The sequence below is a fragment of the Sphingobacterium allocomposti genome (genome assembly GCF_008124885.1).
GTDB lineage: Bacteria > Bacteroidota > Bacteroidia > Sphingobacteriales > Sphingobacteriaceae > Sphingobacterium > Sphingobacterium allocomposti.
This window is the reverse complement of the sequence record NZ_VNHX01000009.1, coordinates 120671-145011: the sequence shown is the minus strand read 5'-3', so window position 1 is coordinate 145011 and position 24341 is coordinate 120671. Positions and strand designations below refer to the sequence as shown.

18 protein-coding genes are annotated in these 24341 nt (G+C 47.5%); 5 read left to right on the top strand and 13 right to left on the bottom strand.

What is annotated here, in order from left to right; translation table 11 throughout:
- Window positions 1-54: 54 nt before the first annotated feature.
- The 13 genes from BC792_RS08545 to BC792_RS08485 all read right to left on the bottom strand — a co-directional run bounded on the left by BC792_RS08545 (window position 55) and on the right by BC792_RS08485 (window position 14684).
- Window positions 55-1521, bottom strand: a complete 1467-nt coding sequence (locus BC792_RS08545) for an ATP-binding cassette domain-containing protein (protein WP_211357503.1) — start codon at window positions 1519-1521, stop codon at window positions 55-57.
- A complete protein-coding gene (leuD, locus tag BC792_RS08540) occupies window positions 1521-2105 on the bottom strand; it encodes a 3-isopropylmalate dehydratase small subunit (protein WP_148908573.1) in 585 nt (194 codons plus the stop codon). The genes BC792_RS08545 and leuD overlap by 1 nt, the downstream gene beginning before the upstream one ends.
- A gap of 149 nt (window positions 2106-2254) precedes the next feature.
- Window positions 2255-3655 carry a 3-isopropylmalate dehydratase large subunit gene (leuC, locus tag BC792_RS08535; RefSeq protein WP_148908572.1) on the bottom strand — a complete coding sequence of 467 codons (1401 nt, stop codon included), beginning with the start codon at window positions 3653-3655 and terminating at the stop codon, window positions 2255-2257.
- Between the two features lie 101 nt (window positions 3656-3756).
- Window positions 3757-5238 carry a ketol-acid reductoisomerase gene (gene ilvC / locus BC792_RS08530; protein WP_148908571.1) on the bottom strand — a complete coding sequence of 494 codons (1482 nt, stop codon included), beginning with the start codon at window positions 5236-5238 and terminating at the stop codon, window positions 3757-3759.
- 38 nt (window positions 5239-5276) lie between these two features.
- Window positions 5277-5750: a DinB family protein gene (locus tag BC792_RS08525; RefSeq protein ID WP_148908570.1), complete on the bottom strand. Its 474-nt coding sequence runs from the start codon at window positions 5748-5750 to the stop codon at window positions 5277-5279.
- Window positions 5751-5893: 143 nt separating this feature from the next.
- On the bottom strand, window positions 5894-6484 hold the full coding sequence (gene ilvN / locus BC792_RS08520; RefSeq protein ID WP_148908569.1) for an acetolactate synthase small subunit: 591 nt from the start codon (window positions 6482-6484) through the stop codon (window positions 5894-5896).
- A 13-nt stretch (window positions 6485-6497) separates the two neighbouring features.
- The gene (locus BC792_RS08515; protein WP_148908568.1) at window positions 6498-6899 is read right to left on the bottom strand and encodes a four helix bundle protein; all 402 of its coding nucleotides are present in this window, start codon (window positions 6897-6899) and stop codon (window positions 6498-6500) included.
- 27 nt (window positions 6900-6926) lie between these two features.
- Window positions 6927-8669: a biosynthetic-type acetolactate synthase large subunit gene (ilvB, locus tag BC792_RS08510; RefSeq protein WP_148908567.1), complete on the bottom strand. Its 1743-nt coding sequence runs from the start codon at window positions 8667-8669 to the stop codon at window positions 6927-6929.
- Window positions 8670-8754: 85 nt separating this feature from the next.
- Window positions 8755-10455, bottom strand: a complete 1701-nt coding sequence (gene ilvD / locus BC792_RS08505) for a dihydroxy-acid dehydratase (RefSeq protein WP_148908566.1) — start codon at window positions 10453-10455, stop codon at window positions 8755-8757.
- On the bottom strand, window positions 10439-11329 hold the full coding sequence (locus tag BC792_RS08500) for a branched-chain amino acid transaminase (RefSeq protein ID WP_148908565.1): 891 nt from the start codon (window positions 11327-11329) through the stop codon (window positions 10439-10441). The genes ilvD and BC792_RS08500 overlap by 17 nt, the downstream gene beginning before the upstream one ends.
- Before the next feature lie 641 nt (window positions 11330-11970).
- Complete coding sequence (gene atpC / locus BC792_RS08495; RefSeq protein WP_148908564.1) at window positions 11971-12219, bottom strand: ATP synthase F1 subunit epsilon; 249 nt, start codon at window positions 12217-12219, stop codon at window positions 11971-11973.
- Window positions 12220-12326: 107 nt separating this feature from the next.
- Window positions 12327-13829 carry a F0F1 ATP synthase subunit beta gene (atpD, locus tag BC792_RS08490; RefSeq protein WP_148908563.1) on the bottom strand — a complete coding sequence of 501 codons (1503 nt, stop codon included), beginning with the start codon at window positions 13827-13829 and terminating at the stop codon, window positions 12327-12329.
- Between the two features lie 258 nt (window positions 13830-14087).
- On the bottom strand, window positions 14088-14684 hold the full coding sequence (locus BC792_RS08485; RefSeq protein WP_148908562.1) for a hypothetical protein: 597 nt from the start codon (window positions 14682-14684) through the stop codon (window positions 14088-14090).
- A gap of 377 nt (window positions 14685-15061) precedes the next feature.
- Here BC792_RS08485 and BC792_RS08480 point away from each other — a divergent pair, with 377 nt between their 5' ends.
- From BC792_RS08480 to BC792_RS08460, 5 genes are all read left to right on the top strand, one after another.
- The gene (locus tag BC792_RS08480; RefSeq protein WP_148908561.1) at window positions 15062-15346 is read left to right on the top strand and encodes a hypothetical protein; all 285 of its coding nucleotides are present in this window, start codon (window positions 15062-15064) and stop codon (window positions 15344-15346) included.
- A gap of 224 nt (window positions 15347-15570) precedes the next feature.
- Window positions 15571-18324, top strand: coding sequence for an alpha-d-galacturonidase (locus tag BC792_RS08475; RefSeq protein WP_148908560.1), 2754 nt, complete (start codon window positions 15571-15573; stop codon window positions 18322-18324).
- Between the two features lie 96 nt (window positions 18325-18420).
- A complete protein-coding gene (locus BC792_RS08470; RefSeq protein ID WP_148908559.1) occupies window positions 18421-19953 on the top strand; it encodes an MGH1-like glycoside hydrolase domain-containing protein in 1533 nt (510 codons plus the stop codon).
- Window positions 19950-21524: a glycoside hydrolase family 28 protein gene (locus BC792_RS08465; protein WP_148908558.1), complete on the top strand. Its 1575-nt coding sequence runs from the start codon at window positions 19950-19952 to the stop codon at window positions 21522-21524. The genes BC792_RS08470 and BC792_RS08465 overlap by 4 nt, the downstream gene beginning before the upstream one ends.
- 5 nt (window positions 21525-21529) lie before the next feature.
- On the top strand, window positions 21530-24319 hold the full coding sequence (locus BC792_RS08460; RefSeq protein ID WP_211357502.1) for a glycoside hydrolase family 95 protein: 2790 nt from the start codon (window positions 21530-21532) through the stop codon (window positions 24317-24319).
- The last annotated feature ends 22 nt before the right edge of the window (window positions 24320-24341 follow it).

The following is a 24341-nucleotide window of genomic DNA, read 5'->3' as shown; positions in this document are numbered from 1 at the left end:
TAGGTCAAAATTAAAGGATCAAAAGCCTCTATTTCTGTCTTGTTCTTATTCAAATTAAGTGGTCAAAAACGTATGCCGTTCGTTTAAAATTACTTCTCCTTTTTCCAGTACCAGCCGGCGGTCCAGGCAAGACGGTAGCTGCGACTCATAGTGGCCGACATAAATTAATGTTTTACCGTAGGCGCTAAGTTCGTCAACGACGGCATTGAAATGTGTCGTTTGCGATCGATCTAGTCCCTGGCAAGGTTCATCCAAAATTAGAAGCGGCGGATTTTTTACGATAGTCCGCGCGAGCAATGCCAGACGCTGTTTCCCTAACGGTAATGTGTGTAAAAGTTTGTCTTTGTCCTCGAGTAGGTCAAAGAAATCCAATAGTTGCTCTATCTTTTTCTTCTCTTCGTATTTGACATTTAGAAACCAGCCAATGCTATCGTAGAAGCCAGAGGCAATGGCATGCCATACGGTGGCATGCTTGTCGAAATACCAGTGTAGCTCGGGGGAAATGATGCCTATTTTTTCTTTGATATCCCAGATACTTTCTCCACTGCCCCGCTTTCTCCCGAATAACCAGATTTCGTTGGCATATGCTTGCGGGTGATCTCCGTTTAATAGGCTTAATAAAGTCGATTTTCCCGAGCCATTTGGGCCTTGTAGCAGCCACTTTTCACCTTTTCTGACACGCCAGCTTACGTTTTTCAGGACAGTCTTTTCGCCATAGCGGACAGATACATCCCGTAGTTCGGCGATCGTATCGCTGTCAGCCGTCGGCGCTTTCTGCAAAAAATATGGAAATGGTTTAGGCCGACGTTCCTGGTCCTGCGCCATGGCGGCTATGTCGGCCACCACGTTGATTTTACCGTCAGCTATTTCCGCAAACCGGTTAATCGAGGCAGGGATGTCGTTGTCGTTTGTAATCAGGATAAGGGATACGCCCTCGGCCGCCAATCTGTCCAGGATGACATTCAGCTGCCGGCGCGATTGTCTATCTAATCCCGTGTAGGGCTCATCCAGAATCAAAATCTGTGGCTTAAGCCATAAAGCCTGTACCAACTGCACTTTTTTATGCTCGCCGCTCGACAATTCTATTAGCTGGGTTTCCCGGCAATTATCAAAGCCCAGCGCCTCCAATATGGGTTCGGCATCGTGGAAATCGAGCTGATGTTTTTGGCCGAAGTGGATGAGATCAGCATAGACCGTTAACGTATCGTGTTGTTGGTGCTTGTTGTAACGTTGCTGGTAGTAGAAGTTCCGGTCGCCTTCCAGATTGGTGAACTGATACCAATTTGCTACATAATAAGCTACCGGTGGGAGTGTCAGTCCGGCCGTAAAACGCAGATGAATATCTCCGGATACTTTTTCCTGCTTAACGATAGCTTTGGCCAGGGAGGATTTGCCCGAGCCGCTTTTGCCCCCGATTACCCAGTTTTCTCCTGGATATATGCGCCAATCTAAATCGCGCAATACGGGTTGCCCCGCATAGTGCAGATTTAGATTGGTGATATGGACGACGGGGTTTGTCATTATCTGTTCTTTTCGAATTCTTCGATTAAATGTTTGTGACTAAGGATGAAGTCGATATCGTCATAGCCGTTGATGAGGCACGATTTTTTGTAGGGGTTAATTTCGAAGGTATAGCTTTCGCCTGTCTCGTCTATCCGCACCGTCTGCGCTTCTAGATCGACGGTTAATGATGCCTGCGGATTAGCAAATACCACGTTAAAAATCTGCTGCAAAAACTCATCCGTTACCTGTATAGGCAAAACGCCGTTGTTAAGGGCGTTCCCTTTGAAGATATCGGCAAAGAAAGAGCTGATAACGACGTCAAAGCCATAATCCTGTATGGCCCAGGCAGCATGCTCACGGCTGGATCCGCACCCGAAGTTTTTACCTGCAACGAGGATCTTGCCCCTGTACGTCGGATTGTTCATCACAAAATCAGCCTTCGGTTGATTGTTGCTGTCAAAGCGCCAGTCCCGGAATAGGTTGTCGCCAAATCCTTCCCGGGTCGTCGCTTTAAGAAAGCGGGCCGGGATGATCTGATCGGTATCTATATTTTCGATAGGCAGCGGAACCACCTGTGACGTTAATTTTTCAAATTTTTTCATATTTCCAAAGTAAAAGTTAAATTAAAAAGTCAAAAATGTTGCGATGTTATACTGATTGCCGAAGACTTTCTCCGCTTTTGAATAATGCCTGTTCAAAAGCCTGGAACCTCAGCGCTCGATATACAATATGGCCACCTCTATTATCATTTTTAATTTAACAACTCTCTCACATCCACGATCCTTCCGGTCACTGCAGCAGCAGCGGCTGTCAGCGGACTAGCAAGCATCGTGCGGGCATTAGGCCCTTGGCGTCCCTCGAAGTTTCTGTTCGACGTGGAGACACAATATTTTCCGGCAGGGATTTTGTCTTCATTCATTCCGAGGCAGGCAGAGCAGCCCGGCTCGCGCAGCATAAAGCCTGCTTCTTCGAAGATCTTGTCAATGCCTTCTTTTTTCGCTTGAGCTTCCACTTGTTTAGAGCCCGGAACAATCCAGACCTCGACACCCTCGGCTTTCTTCTTTCCTTGGACAAAAGATGCTACCTCGCGTAGATCTTCGATACGCGAATTTGTACAGCTACCTATAAAGACGTAATCCACCGGTTTGCCCAAAAGCGGCTCGCTATCCTGGAAGCCCATGTAATTCAGCGCTTTTTCATAGGAGGGACGTTCACTTTCCGGCTGCGCGGTGGTCGCGGGGATCGGTTCAGTGATGCCAATGCCCATGCCGGGATTTGTGCCGTAAGTAATCATCGGCTGTATGTCGGCGGCATCATATTCCAGCACAGCATCAAACTGGGCGTCTTCATCAGAATATAACGTTTTCCAGTATGCTAGTGCCTTATCCCATTCTTCTCCTTTGGGAGCAAATTCACGGCCGTATACGTAGTCGAACGTCGTCTGATCTGGCGCGATAAGTCCGCCCCGTGCGCCCATTTCTATGCTCATGTTGCAGATCGTCATCCGGCCTTCCATACTCAGCGAGCGTATTGCTGAGCCTGCATATTCGACAAAATATCCGGTTCCTCCGGCTGCCGATATTTTGGAGATGATGTATAAGATAATATCCTTTGCGCCTACGCCCTTCGCGAGTTTGCCATTGACTTCGATCTTCATTGTCTTAGGCTTTTGCTGCAGCAGGCACTGGGTCGCGAAGACCTGTTCTACCTGCGACGTGCCTATGCCGAAAGCGATGGCGCCGAACGCACCGTGGGTCGACGTGTGGCTATCGCCGCATACCATCGTCTTGCCGGGCTGCGTGATGCCGAGCTCGGGACCGATTACGTGGACGATACCTTGGTATGGATGGCCTAGGCCGTAAAGTTCTATGCCGAATTCTTTTGTGTTTTTTGTCAACATGTCCACCTGATAGCGGGACAGTTCTTCCTGAATGGGGAGGTGTTGATTCAGGGTTGGTACGTTATGATCTGCAGTAGCGACGGTCTGCTGCGGCCGAAAGACCGGCAGGCCCCTTTTGCGAAGGCCATCAAAGGCCTGTGGCGAGGTTACCTCGTGAATGAGGTGCGTATCGATATATAGGATGTCGGGGAAGCCTTCTTCACGCTTCACCACATGTGCATCCCAAATTTTCTCTACTAATGTCTTTCCCATTTTTCTCTTTCTCTTTTTGTTGATAAAGTTAGAAAAAGTTAAGAAAGTTAGATAAAATAACCTCTCTAACTCTCTTAACTCCCTTGACCTTATTAACTATTTCAAACGGTCTTTATGGCTTTCATGGCAGTCATCGCTTTGCGCAGTTTGACGCCGACGACTTCTACAGGATGGTTACGTAGGATTTCGTTCACTTGTACCAGCTGTATATTGTCTACAGCCCCGTCTTTCCCTTCATTGAAATTTTTGCCTACTAAATCGGTGTCAACCTTTTTCATAAAGTCGGCCAGTAGCGGCTTGCAGGCCTGATCAAATAAATAACAGCCGTACTCTGCCGTGTCGGAGATTACGCGGTTCATCTCGAACAGCTTCTTACGGGCGATCGTATTCGCTATCAACGGTGTTTCGTGAAGCGATTCGTAATAAGCGGATTCTGGTTTGATGCCCGCTTCAACCATAGTTTCAAATGCAAGTTCAACACCGGCTCTGATGAAGGCTACCATCAGCAGGTAGTTGTCGAAATATTCCTGCTCGCTGATCTTTACATCGCCGGCAGGTGTCTTTTCGAAGGCTGTTTCTCCGGTTTCTGCTCTCCATTTCAAAAGCTTGGCGTCGCCGTTAGCCCAGTCTTCCATCATGGTTTTACTGAACTCGCCGGACATGATATCGTCCTGATGTTTCTGGAATAGGGGGCGCATGATGTCTTTCAGTTCTTCGGACACTTCGAAAGCTTTGATTTTTGCAGGATTAGATAGGCGGTCCATCATGCCGCTGACGCCTCCATGTTTGAGCGCTTCAGTAATAACCTCCACACCATATTGCACCAATTTAGAAGCATATCCGGGGTCGATGCCTTTTTCTATCATCTTATCGAACGATAGGATTGATCCCGTTTGTAGAAGTCCACAAAGGATAGTCTGTTCGCCCATCAAGTCGGATTTCACTTCGGCGACGAAGGACGACTTCAATACACCTGCCCGATGTCCTCCTGTTCCGACGCAGTAGGCTTTCGCATAAGCCCATCCTTTGCCCTCTGGATCGTTCTCTGGGTGAACGGCGATTAAGGTCGGAACACCGAATCCTCTAAGATATTCAGCCCGGACTTCAGATCCCGGACATTTGGGCGCAACCATGATAACGGTGATGTCTTTACGGATCTGCATACCTTCTTCCACGATATTGAAGCCATGAGAGTATGATAGCGCGGCGCCTTGTTTCATCAACGGCATCACCGCATTGACAACGGCTGTGTGCTGCTTATCGGGTGTAAGGTTGATTACCAGATCAGCGGAGGGAATTAACTCCTCGTATGTTCCTACTGTAAAGTTGTTCTCCGTAGCGTTCTTCCAGGAATCTCTTTTTTGTTCAATAGCTTCTTTACGTAAGGCATAGGAAATGTCGAGGCCACTATCTCTTAGGTTTAAACCTTGGTTCAGACCTTGTGCCCCTGCACCTATAATTACGATCTTTTTACCTTTTAAAGCGTCGACGCCGTCTGCAAATTCGGACGAATCCATAAATTCGGCTTGACCGAGCTGGTTTAATTGTTCTCTAAGAGGTAATGTGTTAAAATAATTTGCCATTGTTTTACTATTAAATTTTGTCTTTTCTGTTAAGTTGATTATTGTTGTTTCTTTATCATTCTTCGTTGGGCCTGTGCATAGCCGAAGTGTAAATTGTCATGACCGATGGAGGTGATGATAACATCTTCAATTTGAGTTAACTGTGCATTATAGGTAGACGTAGCGTACGGCTGTATCGTCTTAAATCTTCCATCAAGATAGTCCGCTTCTATTTGTTGGATAGAAGAGAGGGCCAGCTCTTTTAATTCCTGAACTTCAGCCGCGCCAACGTAGTAGGACGGTTTGGATCCCTTTTCATAAGCCTCCACATATTTGAAAACAAGTTTGTCCTGTAGGATGCCTGTACGCACATAGCAAAGCGTCTGTGTACTGACGACGATGTGCCCGAAATTCCAGATAATGTTGTTGTTGAAGCCTTCAGGGACCGCGTTGAGCTCATCTAAAGTAAGTTCGTCCAACAAGCGGACGAAGGCTTTTCGACTATCTATGATAAAGTTGAATATTTCCTTCATGAGTATGTTTAGTTTTCTATCGAGGCATCTAAGATCCCGCTTCGCTATCATTGTGCAGCAGGGCTGCGATAGCTGATGCCGCCAAAAGCCGAGACCGGCTCACAGGAGGCCTTCACCCTGCACATTCCAGACGCCCTGTATTATTACATGGTGAATACGTTATCCCGTTGATCGAGATACTCATTTTCCACAATCTCGGGAGCAGGCTCTTCTTTCTCAAATTGTTTTAATTTGGTGTGGAAGCCGGCGCTGTCTTTGATGATGGCAATGCGTGCGCCCCGGACGAATTCGATAAGCCCGTACTTTGTTAGCTCGGCAGTAAGCTTGTCGATTTCTTCCCGGTGTCCTGCCGTTTCGAACACGGTATAGTCGTTGCGGATAACTACAGCCGAAGCCCCGTATTCACGTAAAAGACGTTCTACAGGAGCCTTCTCGGCGATAATATTGGTAGGCACTTTGTACAATGCCTGTTCTTGCCAGATCAGCTCTTCATCGGTGTTGTAGTATGCTTTCAGTACTTCCACCTGCTTCTCAATCTGGCGGCAAAGCTTCCGGACGACTTCCTCGCTCTCATGGATCAGAATCGTAAACCGATGTATGCCTTCCACCTCCGAAGGCGAGGTGTTGAGGCTTTCGATATTGATTTTCCTTCTGGAAAATATGCCAGAGATGCGGCCTATCATGCCGATGGAATTCTCTGTATATAACGTGATGGTATATTCTTGTTTTTCCATTTCAAATTAAAAATTAAAAAAGAAAAATTAAAAAGAGGCTAAGCATCTTTTTTTTACTGTTTTCTTTTGTTTTAATTATAATCGAAGCTAATATCTTAGATATTTCATTTGCTTCGTTGAGTAACCTGTTTAATGTTCCTTCGTGTTCTTTCCAAATAGTGTCTCTTAACAAGCAGAGCCAAAATTTAGATTCGTTGGCGGATTTTAAAGCAATAGTGTAAAATTTTATAAAGTCGTTTTTGGAAGAACCGGCATAACCTTCTACAAGATTTGCTCCAACAGAAGCTGAGCTTCTTAGCAGTTGATCTATTAATGAATGATATATATGCTTATATTCTTGTTTCCCAACGAAAAGAACGGTTTGCTTTGCGAAATCATAAGCCCGATGCTTAATGTCCACTCTGGTAGCCGTCATACTTTTTTAATTTTGACTTTTTAATTTTTACTTCAAACGTATCTCCGATACAGATGTTCCTTGTGCAACCATAGGGAATACATTATTTTCTTTCCCTACCATCACCTCTAATAGGTAAGCTCCGTCGTGTTCAAGCATCGTTTTCAGCGCATGATGTAAATCTTTCCGCTCAGAAATCTTGTTACCCTCAATGTAATAGCCTTTTGCTACGGCGACAAAGTCAGGACTGGTGATATTGACGAACGAGTAGCGCTTGTCATGGAACAGCTGTTGCCACTGTCTTACCATGCCCAAAAACTCGTTGTTCAGAATCAGTATCTTGACTTTAGCACCGAACTGCATGATGGTGCCCAGCTCCTGGATAGTCATCTGGATGCCTCCGTCTCCGATAATGGCGATTACGTCGCGGTCGGGAGCGCCATACCATGCTCCGATTGCCGCCGGTAGACCAAAGCCCATGGTGCCCAGGCCGCCTGACGTGACATTGGACTTGGAGCGGTTAAATTTCGCATACCGGCACGCCACCATCTGGTGCTGACCAACGTCGGTCACGATAATCGCATTTCCACCGGTCAATTCGTTTAAGACACGGACCACCTCGCCCATGGTCATGATATCAGATGTTGGGTTCAGCTCGTCGTAGATTACCTCTTTGATCTCTTCTTTTTCCAGTTCCCGGAACTGGGACAGCCACGCGCTGTGATCTTTCTTCTCGATCAGGTCGGTTAAAAGCGGCAACGTCTCCTTACAGTCGCCCCAGACGGGCACTGTGGTTTTTACGTTTTTGTCTATTTCTGCAGGGTCGATGTCTAAGTGGACAACCTTCGCTTGTTTTGCATATTTATCAAGACGTCCGGTAACGCGGTCGTCGAAGCGCATGCCCACAGCGATTAACACGTCGCATTCGTTGGTCATGACATTGGGTGCATAGTTGCCGTGCATGCCTAGCATCCCGACGTGCTGCGGGTGATCTGTTTCCAATGCGCTTAGCCCCATAACGGTAGAAGCCGCCGGAAATCCGCCTTTCTCGATGAATTTCCTGAAATCATCTTCGGCTCTCCCTAGAATTACCCCCTGGCCGAATAGAACGAATGGTTTTTTCGCTTCGTTAATGATCGCTGCAGCTTCCTCAATATATTCCTTTCGCACAATCGGCTTAGGTCTATAGCTGCGGATATGATCACATTTCTTGTAGCCTTCGTAGTCGAACAGCTGCAACTGCGCATTTTTGGTGATGTCGATCAGGACAGGCCCTGGCCGGCCTGTTCTTGCTATATAGAAAGCTTTTGCCAATACACTGGGTATTTCAGTAGCGTCGGTCACCTGGTAGTTCCATTTGGTGACGGGGGTTGTGATATTGACGACGTCTGTTTCCTGAAAGGCATCTGTTCCCAGCAGGGAGGCAAAGACCTGTCCTGTGATGCAAACAATAGGATTGCTATCAATCATGGCGTCAGCTAGACCGGTAACCAGGTTGGTAGCACCTGGACCACTTGTAGCAAAAGCCACACCGACCCGGCCCGACGTCCGCGCATATCCCTGCGCGGCATGGATACCCCCTTGTTCGTGCCGCACGAGGATGTGCGTCAACTTATCGTTGTAGTCGTACAACGCATCGTAGATGGGCATAATCGCACCTCCTGGATAGCCGAACACGGTGTCTACTCCTTCATGGATTAAAGCCTCCAATACCGCCTGTGATCCACTAAGTTGGGTCATCGTGGTGGTTTTTTGCTTAGGCTCTAATTCCGTTTTTTCCAGTGTATTCATTTTGTTAAAGTCAAAAGTTAAAAGTAAAAAGTCAAAAACCGAGATGACGTGTTACTTTTTTAAATTTTAATTTTCCTTTTTAATTTTAAATATCTGTTACACATCCCTCCGATGCGTCGGCCACTGTTTTGGCGTATTTGTACAACACCCCTTTAGTGACTTTCAATGCCGGTTTTACCCAGTTCGCGCGGCGCTGTGCAATGGTCGCTTCGTCAACGTGTAAGTTCAGCGTGTTGTTAACAGCATCAATTTCGATGATGTCGTCGTCCTCGACCAGGCCGATAAGACCTCCTGCATATGCTTCAGGAGTAATGTGGCCAACGACGAAGCCATGCGTACCGCCTGAGAACCGGCCGTCCGTAATCAGTGCTACTGATTTACCCAGGCCCGCACCGATGATCAGCGAGGTGGGCTTCAACATTTCCGGCATTCCCGGCGCACCAACAGGGCCTGCGTTTTTGATGACCACAACGTCGCCTGGCTTGATCCTGCCGGACGATACACCAGCCACCAGTTCATGCTCTCCGTCGAAAACGCGGGCGGGGCCTGTAAATTTTTCACCTTCTTTCCCCGATATCTTCGCAACCGAGCCCTTTTCGGCCAGGTTGCCATATAAGATCTGTAAGTGGCCGGTTGACTTAACAGGATTGTTCAGCGGCTGAACAATAGGCTGGTTATAGTCCATGATCGATTTTACATTTTCGAGGTTTTCGGCTACCGTTTTACCTGTAACTGTTAGGCAATCTCCGTGTAATAGGCCTTCGTCGAGCAGATAGCGCATGACTGCCGGCGTGCCGCCATATTGGTGTAGATCCTGCATGAGGTATTTCCCCGACGGTTTGAAGTCCGCAAGTACGGGCGTAATATCGGACATGCGCTGGAAGTCATCCTGTGTGATGTTAACGCCGATGGACTTTCCGATAGCGATAAAGTGCAGCACAGCGTTGGTACTTCCCCCAAGTACAATGATCGTACGAAGCGCATTTTCAAACGCCTTGGGAGTCATGATGTCTGAAGGCTTGATGTCTTTCTCTAATAAAATGCGGATGTATTTGCCGGCTTCCTCACACTCGGTTTTTTTTGCATCCGATGTTGCCGGGTTAGACGATGAGTATGGGAGGCTCATGCCCAGCGCTTCGAGTGCCGAGGCCATTGTATTTGCAGTATACATCCCACCGCAGGCTCCTGCGCCGGGGCAGGTATGTTTAATAATACCTTCATAGTCTTCGTCCGAAAGGTTGCCGCATAGACGCTGACCCAACGCTTCGAACGCAGATACAATATTTAGTTCCTGACCCTTGTAGTAGCCAGGGGCTATCGTACCACCATACACCATGATAGAAGGACGGTTTAGACGTCCCATGGCCATGACGGCGCCGGGCATGTTTTTGTCGCATCCGGGGATCGCAATTAAACCATCGTAATATTGACCGCCACAGATGGTCTCGATGCTGTCTGCAATAACATCACGCGATACCAGTGAGTAGCGCATTCCGTCGGTACCGTTGCTCATTCCGTCGCTGACGCCGATGGTACCAAACGTAAGGCCAACCAAGCCGTTATCCCATACACTTTTTTTGACCACTTGGGCCAGATCATTCAGGTGCATGTTACAGGTATTTCCGTCATATCCCATGCTGGCTATACCTACTTGTGCTTTGTCCATGTCGGCATCCGTTAAGCCAATACCATAGAGCATGGCTTTCGCGGCAGGCTGCGTTTCGTCCTGCGTAAAGATGCGGCTATACTTATTCAATACCTTTTCTGTGTCAGATGATGACTTCATAATTCTCTTCTTCTAATACTAATTTTTTATATTTTCTTTGGATAGATGCGCCTATGGTATGTTCCCAATCCTCTTGGTAGGCCACGCCGTCAACCTCTTTGATGCCGATGATTCCGGCCGCCGTTCCGCTCAAGAATGCGCTGTCGGCCTGGAGTATATCCTGTATCGTAAGTTTTTGCTCTACGACGTCGACATGCAGCTCCTTGCACAACTCGATTACCGTTTGTCGTGTGATGCCCGGAAATACGTCGGCTAGGGGAGGTGTATAGAGTTTTGAGTCCTTCTCGATAAAAAGATTTTCGCTGGCTGCCTGCGCCACGAAACCGTATTGATCCAGCAATAGAGCTTCGTCGTACCCCCGTTTGATCGCATCGCTGGATGCTAAAATCGCATTGATGTACTGCCCCGATACCTTGGCTCCGATTGGAAAGGATTGTGGTGTGGGCCGTTGTATGGCAGAGGTACATACACGGAGTAGGTTTTGGCCCAGATAGGGCCCCCATTCCCAGGCCGCAATGACGATATTGGAAGATGTTGCCGGAGTCAGGTGCATATTCGATCCTGAAAACACCAACGGGCGGATATATGCCGCACGAAGGTTGTTCTTTTCCAACAACTCATAAGTTCGGCTTATGAGATGGGGATTATGCCACTCATAAGGAAGATTGATGGCTTCGCACGATCGCTGTAAGCGTGCGAAATGTTCCTCAGCTTTAAAGATACGGGTCCCATGGTGTGTGCTATACGCTCTAAGACCTTCAAAAGCGCCGTATCCATAATGGAGAGACTGGCCAAACAGATCGATGCCTGCGCTGGCTGCCTTTACGAAATCTCCGTTTAAGTAGATGTACGTATCCTGATTATAGTACTGCATATGAAAAGCTGATTTTGTCCTCTAGTTTTTGTTCTGTTCCCTTCAGGTACACGACAGATTCCGGATAAGCCCGTTGTCGTCATTATGAAGAAGCACGACGGTGATCTGACAACGAAAAAAGAAGATTGCTTTGTACCTCGCAACAGCTCTTTTTTCAATAACGGATTTTCTGTCGTGTTCCTTTTTCCCTCAAGAGTGAACATCGATGATTTTCACTTCTGTTAAGTTAGCCCTAATCGAAATTCTTTACAATAGCAAAACAAAGTATTTTTAAAAAGTTTTTTATTTCGACAAAATCGTTTTTATGTAGTTTTGTTTTATAATTTATAGGTGTGTCGAAATAAAATTTTACGCTTGGTAGACTAAAATTAGAATCGGTATATTCGATAAAAACGGATGTGTTTCTATAAATAGTCAAAATTCTTCCTAAAATCGACGTTTTGTCTGAAAAACTTTAAAAAAATGTCAAAGAAAGCGGGTCAGAATTTAGCGGTTTATTTGATGTTTTCTTCGGCTTCCCAAGCAGTAGGGGGCCGGTCAGTCCAACAGAAATCTGCTCCCCTCACGGCGCCATCTATATCTATAAAAAAAGCCCTTAAAACATGGAAGTCTTAAGGGCTCTTACGTTATATCTTTCTCAGTTATTCTTCGATGATTCCTTCGGCTAAAACGGTAACGTTGTTGTCCTTTGCTTCCACGACCCCGCCTTTAATGACCAGTGTCACGACGCCTTCGGCACCTTGAATAATGACCTTCCCATCCTCTAAAGTAGACACAATCGGAGCATGGTCCTTTAAAATCTGGAAAGAACCCGCGCTACCTGGCACCGTTACTGCCGTAACATCGCCGTCGTATGCTAGTTTATCTGGAGTAATGATTGTTAATTTCATTTTGTTTATATTTTAGATGATAGACATTAGATTTAGACCTTGTCTTTTGAGGATAGATATGAGATAGTAAAAACGTCTACTATCTCATATCTTATGTCTACATCTAATTAAACAGCTTCAGCCAATAGTTTCTTGCCTTTCTCGATAGCATCTTCAATGCTACCTACCAGGTTGAACGCTGCCTCAGGGTACTCGTCTACCTCACCGTCGATAATCATGTTAAATCCTTTGATTGTATCTTTGATATCAACTAAGACTCCTTTCAAGCCCGTAAACTGTTCCGCAACGTGGAATGGCTGTGACAAGAAACGTTGCACACGACGTGCCCGGTGTACAGTCAGTTTATCTTCTTCAGATAACTCGTCCATACCGAGGATGGCAATGATATCCTGAAGTTCTTTATAACGTTGCAAGATTTCTTTTACGCGTTGGGCTGTATTGTAGTGCTCGTCTCCTAAGACTGCAGGCGACAGGATTCTTGACGTAGAATCTAAAGGATCTACCGCAGGGTAGATACCAAGCTCAGCAATTTTACGGGATAACACCGTCGTTGCATCTAAGTGGGCAAAAGTTGTTGCCGGAGCAGGGTCGGTCAAGTCATCAGCAGGTACGTATACCGCTTGTACGGAGGTGATAGAGCCGTTTTTGGTCGACGTGATACGCTCCTGCATAAGTCCCATCTCTGTGGCCAATGTCGGCTGGTAACCTACAGCTGAAGGCATACGGCCTAAAAGTGCAGATACTTCTGAACCAGCCTGTGTGAAACGGAAGATGTTATCGATAAAGAAAAGCACGTCACGTCCCTGTCCCTGTCCGTCGCCATCGCGGAAGTACTCTGCGATAGTAAGGCCGGATAGTGCAACTCGGGCCCGCGCACCGGGAGGCTCATTCATCTGTCCGAAGACGAAGGTACATTTAGAGTCCTTCATCAACTCGCTGTCAATCTTATCTAATGGCCATTCGCCTTTTTCCATGCCTTCCATGAAATGCTCGCCGTATTTGATAATGCCGGATTCAAGCATCTCACGCAACAAGTCGTTCCCTTCACGGGTACGCTCGCCTACCCCTGCGAATACCGATAAACCACCATGCCCTTTAGCGATATTGTTGATCAGCTCTTGGATCAATACGGTTTTACCTACGCCCGCACCACCGAATAGACCGATCTTACCACCTTTTGCATAAGGCTCTAATAAATCGATTACTTTAATACCTGTGAATAATACCTCGGTTTCGGTAGATAGTTCATCAAATTTAGGAGGGACGTTGTGAATAGGACGTCCGTTTTCTTTGTCCAAGTTCTGAATACCATCGATGGCATCACCTACCACGTTGAAAACGCGACCTTTGATCTCCTCTCCAACAGGCATCTTTATCGGAGCACCTGTGTCGACCACTTTCATTCCACGGATCAAACCTTCCGTTGCGTCCATGGCGATTGTACGGACACGATCCTCACCAAGGTGTTGTTGAACTTCTAAAACGATACGTTGTCCATTGTCTTTTTCAATATACAAGGCATCGTAAATCTTAGGAAGCTTGTCATTGTCGGCGAAGTTGACGTCAACTACGGGGCCGATAATCTGCGCTATTTTACCAATATTGGGCATATTATAGGGACTAAATAATTATTAATCAATTTAAAACAGATGGCTTTAACACCTGGATTTTGGAATGCAAAAATAAGTTATATCTATTTAAAAGCAAAACGCTTATTCATAATAATTGCTTTTTTTATATTTCTTCGTATGACATGAGATTTCCAACCATTCAGAAGATGATGGCGGATCTGTCTCATCTAGCGTATATACAAGCCGGTAAAAAAAGAAGTTTGCCGGAGCAAACTTCTTGGGATATTATGATAAGGTTTAAGAATTCCGTTTCATCTGTTCGTCGAGCAGCTGCCGCTTTAATATCTGCTCTTTTTCCATCGATTTCTTACGTAATGTCTGCAGTTCCTCCTGCAGTTCTTCTGTCGTCTTTTTGTGTTCATTCGTATCGACCTTCGCCTTTCTGAATGACGCCAGCGTGGCTAAGAAGGCAATGGCCAAAACAATAATCAATGCCCATACGATGGTATGATAGGTACCTTTTGAAAAGGCGATGCCTAAAAATGAGATGCTGTCTGTCTTTTGTCTTTCGGCCTGCAGCTGTGTGTCGAGTGCGGATACAGAATCCCGCAACGTTTTAACGGTGTTTACGGACGATGAAGAATTTGCCTTTAGATCAGCTATTTCCTTTTGGTAACGCGATATAGAATCTATTACATTTTTTCTTATGATCTCTAAATTCGTCTTTCGGATCAACTTAAAGTCTGCATCTTGTGATCTAGACAAGTTGCTTAAGTTGGTGAACTGATCGTTTAACGTTCCCTTTTGTATCGCATAGGGCAACATAGGCCGATTTTGACCCAACACGGTAAGCGATAGTAAAAGAAGTCCGAATAGCAAATGGTGTTTTAACATAAATTTCATGTAATTAAAAGTGGGTTATCCAAAGGATAACAGCGTTTAAAAAAAGCGATGTCGCCGCTAATTGGATAAAATTGAAAAATAAATCACGGAATTGCAAGAAGATTTGCAGGTTTTCCTATAAATCGGTTTTATTCCCGGCGCCAAAAGCTTGACGATGTAGAGCTCTTAATCTGAGAATGAGTGTTGAGCGGTACGTGACGGGTAGGCATATGGGGTTTGAGAGGCCACCATATTTTTTTAAGGATTTTTACGTCTTCGCTTGCTATTTTTTGCACTTACTGTTTTTATATCATCGTGTTTTAAGGCAACGTGAGTCTTTTTCTGTTGTGACAAAGGTTGGTCTCTGCTTGGTTGCATACGACAACTGTATGGCTGATCAGGGGACAGGGTTTTACCTAACCAATACCGCCCTTTCTTCGCCCTTTTACCTGCCGTTTTTCGGGGTGGCCGTTGGGTTTCCTTGGGTGCGCTTCGTGTCAGCCCCGAAGCCGACCCGAAGCCCACTCGAAGCCGACCCGAAGCCGACCCAGCTACCGGGCGGTCAAGGGGCGGTGTTAGTTGGGTGTTGGTTTGATGCTATCCTGTTTGTCGAGAAGGGGTCCATCTCAGCGTTAGATCGGCATAAGCGACGCCCCCATCAAGGCCTTGCATAGTTATAGCATATTCTCGCTTGTGTCGTCGCCTATCGTTATGCCGTCGGCAGCTAATGATAACATCTTGTAGTAAAAGGATAATTATACATAGGAAAGGAACGGTATAAAACTGTTTTTTTGAAGAACCATTATAAGCGGCTATAAATAAGCGTTGTGGTTTCACGGAGCTTGCTCTTTTTTTGATAGTCTCGTCTTTTAGAAGGCTGCGATATGGACTTTAAGTAATGATGAATAATAGTTTTGGGAAGTATATTGTAATATTTTATTTGTGTGTATTGGCGGGCTTGGCAGATCTTACTGCCAGGCCTGTTCGCACATTGGTTATAGAGGATCGCGTTGCCAACAAAAGCCGTTTCGACTATGCTATAGAAAAACTGCCTTCTGCAGGAGAGACGGTACGTATGGCTTCGCTTCCGGCGGCCTACCGTAAGGCCACCGGGGACGACGTTATTATCGGACTTTTGGACGGCGCGTCCTGGGACCGGTATGTGCCGGAAGCCCTACTGCAGCAGCTGAAAAAGAAAGAGTCGTTCTTACTGTACAGAAAAGGTAAAAATGCGCCCTTGATTATCATCGGTAAAGATGAAACCGGAGTTCTCTATGGGTGTGAAGAAGTGCGCCTGAGGCAGCAGGATATCGAGGGGCCGGTAAGTCTCGTTGACGCGCCGGAGATGGTGTTGCGTGGCACTGCTATCGGATTGCAGAAGACGGAGTATTTACCTGGCAGGGACGTGTATGAATACCCTTATACGGAGGAGCTGTTTCCATGGTTCTACGATAAGGATCTATGGATCCGCTACCTGGATATGATGTTGGAAAACCGCTACAACTCGCTGTATTTATGGAATGGACATCCGTTCTCTTCTCTGGTTAAATTGAAAGAATATCCATATGCTATCGAAGTTGATGAGGCTACTTTCGCGAAGAACGAGGAGATGTACCGCTTTCTTACGGAAGAAGCCAATAAGCGCGGTATATGGGTGATACAGATGTTTTATAACATTATTCTCCCGAAACCTTTCGCTGAAAGGCATGGGCTTAAAACGCAGGAGCGGAATCGCGTCATTACGCCGTTGATAGAAGATTATACACGTCAGTCTATTGCCGCTTTTGTCCAGAAATATCCGAACGTTGGATTACTGATCACATTGGGAGAGGCGATGGAGGGTGTAGGAGAGGACGACGTCCGGTGGTTCACGAAAACGATCCTCCCCGGGGTGAAAGACGGGCTGCAGGCTATTGGTAGCGATGTCGAGCCTCCGGTTATCTTGCGGGCTCACGACACAGATGCGCCGGCGGTAATGGCTGAGGCATTGCCGATTTACAAGAACCTTTATACCATGGCCAAATATAACGGAGAGGCGCTGACTACCTATACGCCGCGTGGTAAATGGGCCGAGTTGCACCAGCGTCTGGGTAACATTGGTACGGTACATATTCAGAATGTACATATTCTCGCGAATTTGGAACCTTTTCGTTACGCTGCGCCCGATTTTATTCAGAAGTGTGTCGTGGCGATGCACGATATACACCTCTCGAACGGTATTCACGTCTATCCGCAGGCTTCGTACTGGGACTGGCCGTACACGGCCGACAAAGTTGATGAGCGGCTGTTGCAGCTGGATCGCGACTGGGTGTGGTATCGTGCGTGGGGGCGATATGCCTGGAAGGCCGAGCGGGACAAAGCCGATGAAGAACATTACTGGTCTGAACAGCTGCAGAGATACTTTGGCCTGGAACAGCGGGACGCACGTTCTTTGCTGAATGCCTTACAGGAAATAGGCGAAATCTCCCCGAAGATTCTTAGACGCTTTGGCATTACCGACGGCAACCGGCAGACATCGTCGCTGGGTATGTTGATGACACAGCTTATCAATCCGTATCGGTACGGGCTGTTTACGCTATTATACGACTCCGAGGCTCCGGAAGGAGAAATGATCATAGAATACGCGGAAAAGGAGTATAAAGGCGAACCGCATGTCGGCGAGACTCCTACACAGGTGGCAGCGGAGATAGTAGCACATGGGCGGCGCGCAGTAGACCTCGTGGAGTCTATGGGAAAAGCTACCAGAAACACCGATGAGCTGCGACGTGTATTAAATGATGTGTATATCCATAGCGCATTGGCAGCGCATTACAGTGCGAAGGTTAAAGCCGCCATACAGGTGCTGTCGTATAAATATACGCGTAATGTTGAAGCCCTGAAGTCGGCTGTCCCCGATTTAGAGAAGAGTTTGGAGGCATATAGTACATTAGTAGACTTAACCAAAGACAGCTATCTTTATGCAAACAGCATGCAGACGAAACAGCGTAAGATACCTATGCGCGGTGTGGACGCTACCTACAAGCATTGGGAAGAAATGTTGCCGGTTTTTGAAGCAGAACTCCGTAATTTTAAGCACGCTATCGATTCGCTAACCCGTAATGCCGGAAACAGTATCAAAACGGAAAAAGTGCTTCTCCCTGTTTCCGTCGTCTTTGAAGGCAGCATAAAGCAGGTTTCTCTGAAAAAGGGAGCCAAGCCATACCGCGACCAGGAACTGGTTATTACGCACTTACCGGCCGAGCTTGAGGGGTTACAGGCTGTTCAGGTTGATTCGGAAAAGCAGAAGCGGGAAGGGACGTTGTTGCGTTTCACGTGTACACAGCCCGTCAAGGTGCTCGTAGGCTACTTTAATAGCGAAGATAAAGTATTTGCGCCGAAGCCCGTTCTGGAAATAGACGCAACAGCAAATGATTACGGGCAGGCCGAGGCCAAGATCAGGAATGCGGTACGCCTCCAATACATGCCTATGGTGGACGTGCACACGTACTCTTTCCCTGCGGGCACGCAGGAGTTGAAATTGCCGAAAGGGGAAGCCCTTATCTTAGGTATTGTGGACGATCGGGAACTTTTATATCCGTATAATGCGGACATTGATAATCAGGGTGATGACCTGGACGATTTATTCGGCCACTATGGCGAAACCAAATTGTAAATGAACACATCCGGTCTCATTAGGAACAGTGATGCTGATACGATAAACAACTATGATGATTACGTATCATCTGTAACATAAACAACTGACGTATAGATGAAAGGAATAACATTATTTATATTGCTGCTGCTGTGCAGCGGGCTGTCGGCGCAGGTCGATTTGAAGATGAAGCTGCAGGATTATGTGCAACAGTTTAATGCAGCCGATGATGAAGCTGTTGTCAACATGATAGCAAATAAGGAATCTGCAGGATGGCTGGAAGCGAATATTCCGCTGTTGGATTGTCCAGACCCGGCGATTGAGAAGATTTACTATTTTCGGTGGTGGTCCTTCCGAAAGCATATTAAGCATACGCCGGAAGGAACCATCGTCACGGAGTTCATCACGCCAGTGAAGCATGCTGGAAAGTATAACTCCATCAGCTGTGCCTTAGGTCATCACCTTTATGAGGGCCGCTGGCTGAAAGGACATCGCTTCCTGCAGGAGTATGTAGATTTTTGGCTGTACCACGCCGATAAAGGGCAGTCCCGTCCCCGTTTTCATCAATTTAGTTCCTGGTTGCCGGATGCATTACTCGCTTATTATATGGTCAGCGGGGATAAGGAATATCTCGTTAGCCGCCTGGCCGATTTAGATAAAGACTATGAAACGTGGGAAAAAGAAAGGCAGCTGGAAAATGGCCTGTTTTGGCAACACGATGTAAAGGATGGAATGGAGGAGTCGGTCTCGGGGGGACGAAGGGAGGAGAATATGCGGCCGACCATCAATAGCTATATGTATGGCAACGCCAAAGCCCTGTCAAGCATAGCCCGTTTAGCCGGTGACGCGGCACTTGCGGAGAAATACACCGGCAAGGCAGACCGCTTGCAGGCGCTGCTGGTCGATTCATTGTGGGACAGTAGCGATCTTTTTTTTAAGACACGCATGGAAAAAGGAGGTCTCCACCCCGCGCGGGAGGCCATAGGATTTATTCCTTGGTATTTTCATGCTGTTCCTGACAAAAAGATCTATGCCCGCGCTTGGGAGCAGGTGAAGGATACGGCGGGTTTTAAGGCCCCGTGGGGACTTACTACTGCCGAGCGGAGGGAGCCGACGTTCCGGACCAGGGGTTCGGGCCATGGCTGTGAATGGGACGGGGCCATCTGGCCCTTTGCTACCTCGCAAACATTGCGGGGCATGGCCAACCTATTGACGGATTATAAGCAGAAGGGGGCGATCCGTCCAGCCGACTTTTACGAAGAAGTATTGCAGTATGCGAAAGCACATGTGATGTACGGAAAGCCGTATATAGGCGAGTATCAGGACGAACGCAACGGCGAGTGGCTAAAAGGTGATGACCCGCGCAGTAAATTTTACAATCACTCCACGTTTGCAGATATCGTTATACAGGATTTAATAGGTGTGAAGCCGACGATGGACGACCGGTTTACACTTAGCCCATTGATACCAGCCGGACGATGGCCTTATTTCGCCTTGCAGCACCTCAGCTACAAAGGTAGACAGGTCGATATCTTCTGGGATGAAAAGGGAAGCAGATATGGCCATGGGAAAGGACTTTCTGTGTTCATTGACGGGAAGCGCGTGGCACATTCTAGGAAATTGAAACCTATAACAGTTAACTTAAGATGATAAGAAGAGGAATTTTAGTTCTGGCTACGCTCGTGGCCATAGGAATAAATTTAGGACAGGCGCAACAGTTTTACAATGTTCTGGACTATGGAGGAAAGAATGACAGTACCGGAATGAACACCGGGGCAATCGCTAAGGCGATTGATGCTGCGGCAGGCGCAGGCGGCGGGACCGTTTATTTTCCGGCAGGAAAGTATATCACCGGTCCTATCCATTTCAAAAGCAATATCACCCTGTTCATTGACGCGGGCGCTGAACTTCATTTCAGCGATAACTTCGACGACTATCTGCCTATGGTGGAATCGCGGTGGGAAGGGACCGCAGTGACGAACTTCTCTCCCTTCTTTTATGGCAAGGACCTACAGAATATAGCAATTGTCGGAAGGGGCCTAATCGATGGACACGGTAAGAAGTGGTGGGCATATTCCGAAGTTGAAGTCAAGAGGCAGACCGAGGACAGCAAGTGGCAGAAAGAGTTCAAAAGGCTGAATAAGGATGTGCTGGCGCCGGATCTACCCGGCTGGATTGAGCGGGGCTTTTTGCGCCCTCCTTTCATTCAGTTTTTACGCTGCTCCAACGTACAGATCAAAGATATTAAGATCCAAAATTCTCCATTCTGGACGGTTAATCCACAGTATTGTGACAACGTGACGGTAGACGGCGTTACCATAGACAATCCACCATCGCCGAATACAGACGGTATTAATCCTGAATCGTGTAGCAATGTACACATCGCCAATTGCCATATTAGCGTCGGTGACGACTGTATAACGATCAAATCGGGAAAAGACAGGTCTGGAAGGCAGATAAATATCCCCGCGGAAAACTACACCATCACCAACTGTACAATGCTACGTGGCCACGGTGGAGTAGTTATTGGTAGCGAGATGTCGGGAGGAGTAAAAAATATTGTTATCTCCAACTGTGTGTTTGATGGAACGGATCGGGGAATCCGGCTGAAGACCGCCAGAGGAAGAGGTGGTGTGGTGGAGAATGTGCGGGTCAGCAATATCGTTATGCGGAACATCCGGGATCAGGCAATCGTAATGGATATGCAATATGCAAAAACAGACGTAGAGCCAGTTAGTGAGCGGACCCCTCAATTTAAGAATATCTTTATCAGCGATATGGCGGGAACCACAAACCGCGTGGGGCTGCTCCGCGGGCTCGCGGAAATGCCTATTGAAAATGTCAGCTTTAATAACATTAATATGCAATCAAAAGCAGGGTTCTCTTTGGAAAACACCCGTAAGATCGTGTTTAACAATGTGCAGGTGGACGTCGCGGAAGGATCGTTTATTGCCGCTAAAAATGTGGAACAGTTGCAGATACGGACAATCCAGAATTATACGCCGGCTGCAGAGCATTCTTTACTTGTTTTCGAAGGCGTGAAGCAAGCGGATATTCAACAGAACTCTCCGGCACCGGGCACAGGCACTTTCTTATCCCTTGTGGGGGAGGGCAATGCGGATATCACGGTGCATGGCAACAACTTCCAGCAAATTGATAAAATAGTAGAGGGCAGCGCCAAAAGTATTGTACTCGACAACAATATAGGTATAAGAAAATGACAGCTATGCAGTATAGACCGTTTTGTCTTCTGATTGGGTTACTATGTATTGTTAACGTTCATGCGCAGCAAAGGCTCTGGTATAGCAGTCCGGCTAAGGAGTGGGAGGAAGCACTGCCTATCGGCAACGGAAGGCTGGGAGCGATGATCTATGGCGGCGATCACGAGGAGGAGGTCCAATTTAATGAAGAAACGTTATGGACCGGAGAGCCACGATCTTACGACCGCCCGGGGGCGCATCGCTATTTAGATACTATCCGTGAGCTTTTAGACCGCGGAAAACAACGCGAAGCGGAAGCATTGGCGATGGAGCATTTCATGGGAAAAAAAAGCCCTTCTGAAGATAATGCTGCGTGGCTGAAGGAGATCGGAAGGGAACGCTCCAAATCTAATGGCCCCGCATCTTTTGATTTTAATGACAGCGGGTGGAAATCGATCGCGGTACCTTCTTATGAAGGTTGGGAGGATGTCGGACTGGAAGGCGTGGATGGTGCGGTATGGTTCCGGACGGCTTTTCACCTCACGGAAACCGACGTTCAATCTGACTGGGTATTGGATTTCAATAAAATACGTGAGCAGGATTTTACCTATGTCAACGGCACCCTTGTCGGCCACAAGAATGGTGATCAGGAGAAACGCGTGTACAAGATCCCAAAAGAGCAGTTGCGTGTAGGCCGGAATATATTGGCTGTACAGGTAATCAACCTAACGGGAAAAGGCGGAATAGCAGGATATAAAGATACAGCACAGGCAATCGGACTGCGGAACGCCAACGGCCGCTTTATTCCCTTGGCCGGTACATGGAAGTACTGGATACAGAATGCCAACGTACCGAAGGTCGGCGTATACCAGGCTTCCTATCAGCCTTTTGGGTCGTTGCGGTTTGTGTTTCCAAAGGGAACGACGCGTGAGTACCGCCGCAGTCTCGACTTAGACCGCGGGGTAGCGGAGGTTCGATATAAGCAAGACGGCGTTTCTTTTGTCCGCTCTTATATTGCCAGCTTTCCGGACAATGCAGTTGCCATTCGCCTATCGGCGGATCTTCCCGGGCGAATCTCCTTTTCCATGACGATGGATAGCAAACATCCGCAGCACCGCTTGTATAAACTGGACGAGCATACGCTGGCGCTTCACGTAAAAGTGAAAGACGGTGTGCTGGAAGGAACCTCTTTTGTGAGTTTGAAACTGGATGGAGGAAAAGTTTACGAACAGGATGGATACCTGCATGTGGAGCGCGCGAATCGCGCTGACATCGTGCTGACTGGCGCGACGAACTATAAGGACTTCAGGCATATTTCACCAGACTACCTCGTGCGAGCGAAGGCCCATCACGCGTATGTTCACAAGCAGTCTTCGGACGCCATATGGCAGCGTCATGACAAAGATTACCGGAATTTATTCCACCGTTTTTCTATACAGCTGGGCCATCCGGAAAAAGATAATCTCCCAACCGATGAGCGTTTGCGCCGGTTTGTAACGGAGGACGACCCCGGTTTGGTAGCGCTTTATGTACAGTATGGACGCTATCTGCAGATTGCCAGCTCCCGGGAGGGGACACAGCCTGCTAATTTGCAGGGAATATGGAACCATCTTTTGGAACCGTCCTGGGGGAGCAAATACACGACGAATATCAATTTGGAGATGAACTACTGGCCGACGGAGATGTTCAATCTCAGCGAGCTGCATGATCCGCTGTTCCGGATGATCCGTGAGCTGAGCGAAGCCGGAAAAAGCACGGCTAGATCATACTATAACGCGAGGGGGTGGGTGCTGCATCATAACACCGATATATGGAGAGGAACCGCGCCTATCAACCATGCCAACCATGGTATATGGCCCACGGGAGGAGCATGGCTGGTCACCCATCTGTGGGAGCACTACCGCTATAACCAGGATACCGCATTCTTAAGGGCGTACTACCCCATCATCAAAGGAGCAGCACTATTTTTCAAGGACTTCCTTGTACGCGACGGACACACAGGCTGGTTAGTAAGCACTCCCTCAAACTCGCCTGAAAACGGAGGGCTTGTAAAAGGCCCTGCGATGGATCACCAGCTGATAAGGGCTTTGTTTAACATCTTTGTGAAATCGTCTGCGTTGGTTGGGGAGGATCAGTCACTGCGGGATTCCGTAAACACCATGATCCCGAAAATTGCTCCTAATCAGATAGGGAGATACGGGCAGTTGCAAGAATGGCTCGAAGATATTGATGATCCTGAAAATAAACATCGCCATGTTTCTCATTTATGGGGTTTACATCCTGGCGATGAGATTAACATGGATAGTACACCGGCCTTAGTGGAGGCCGCTAAGAAATCGTTGCTCATGCGTGGCGATGACGGAACGGGCTGGAGTCTGGCATGGAAAATTAACTTTTGGGCCCGGCTGAAAGACGCGCCGCATACGTACAAGATGATTAAGATGCTCCTAAGGCCGGCGGGCAAAGCGGGCGGATCTTACCCTAATCTATTTGACGCACACCCACCCTTTCAGATTGATGGGAACTTCGGCGGTGCCGCCGGCATTGGTGAGATGCTGGTTCAAAGCCATGCGGCATATATTGATATTTTGCCGGCTCTGCCGGAGCAGCTATCCGAAGGCCACGTCAAAGGGTTTAAAGCCCGCGGCGGCTTTGAGATGGATTTTCACTGGCAAGATAGCAGGCTGAGCGGCTTGCGGATTCGATCTACTGCGGGAAACCTGCTGCGTGTCCGTTGCGGAGGAAGGGCGGTGGAGATGGCTACTGTGAAAGATAAAATATATCAATTTGATGCCAACCTCAATCTCTTAAACTAATGCGCAGCTTCTTTTTCATATC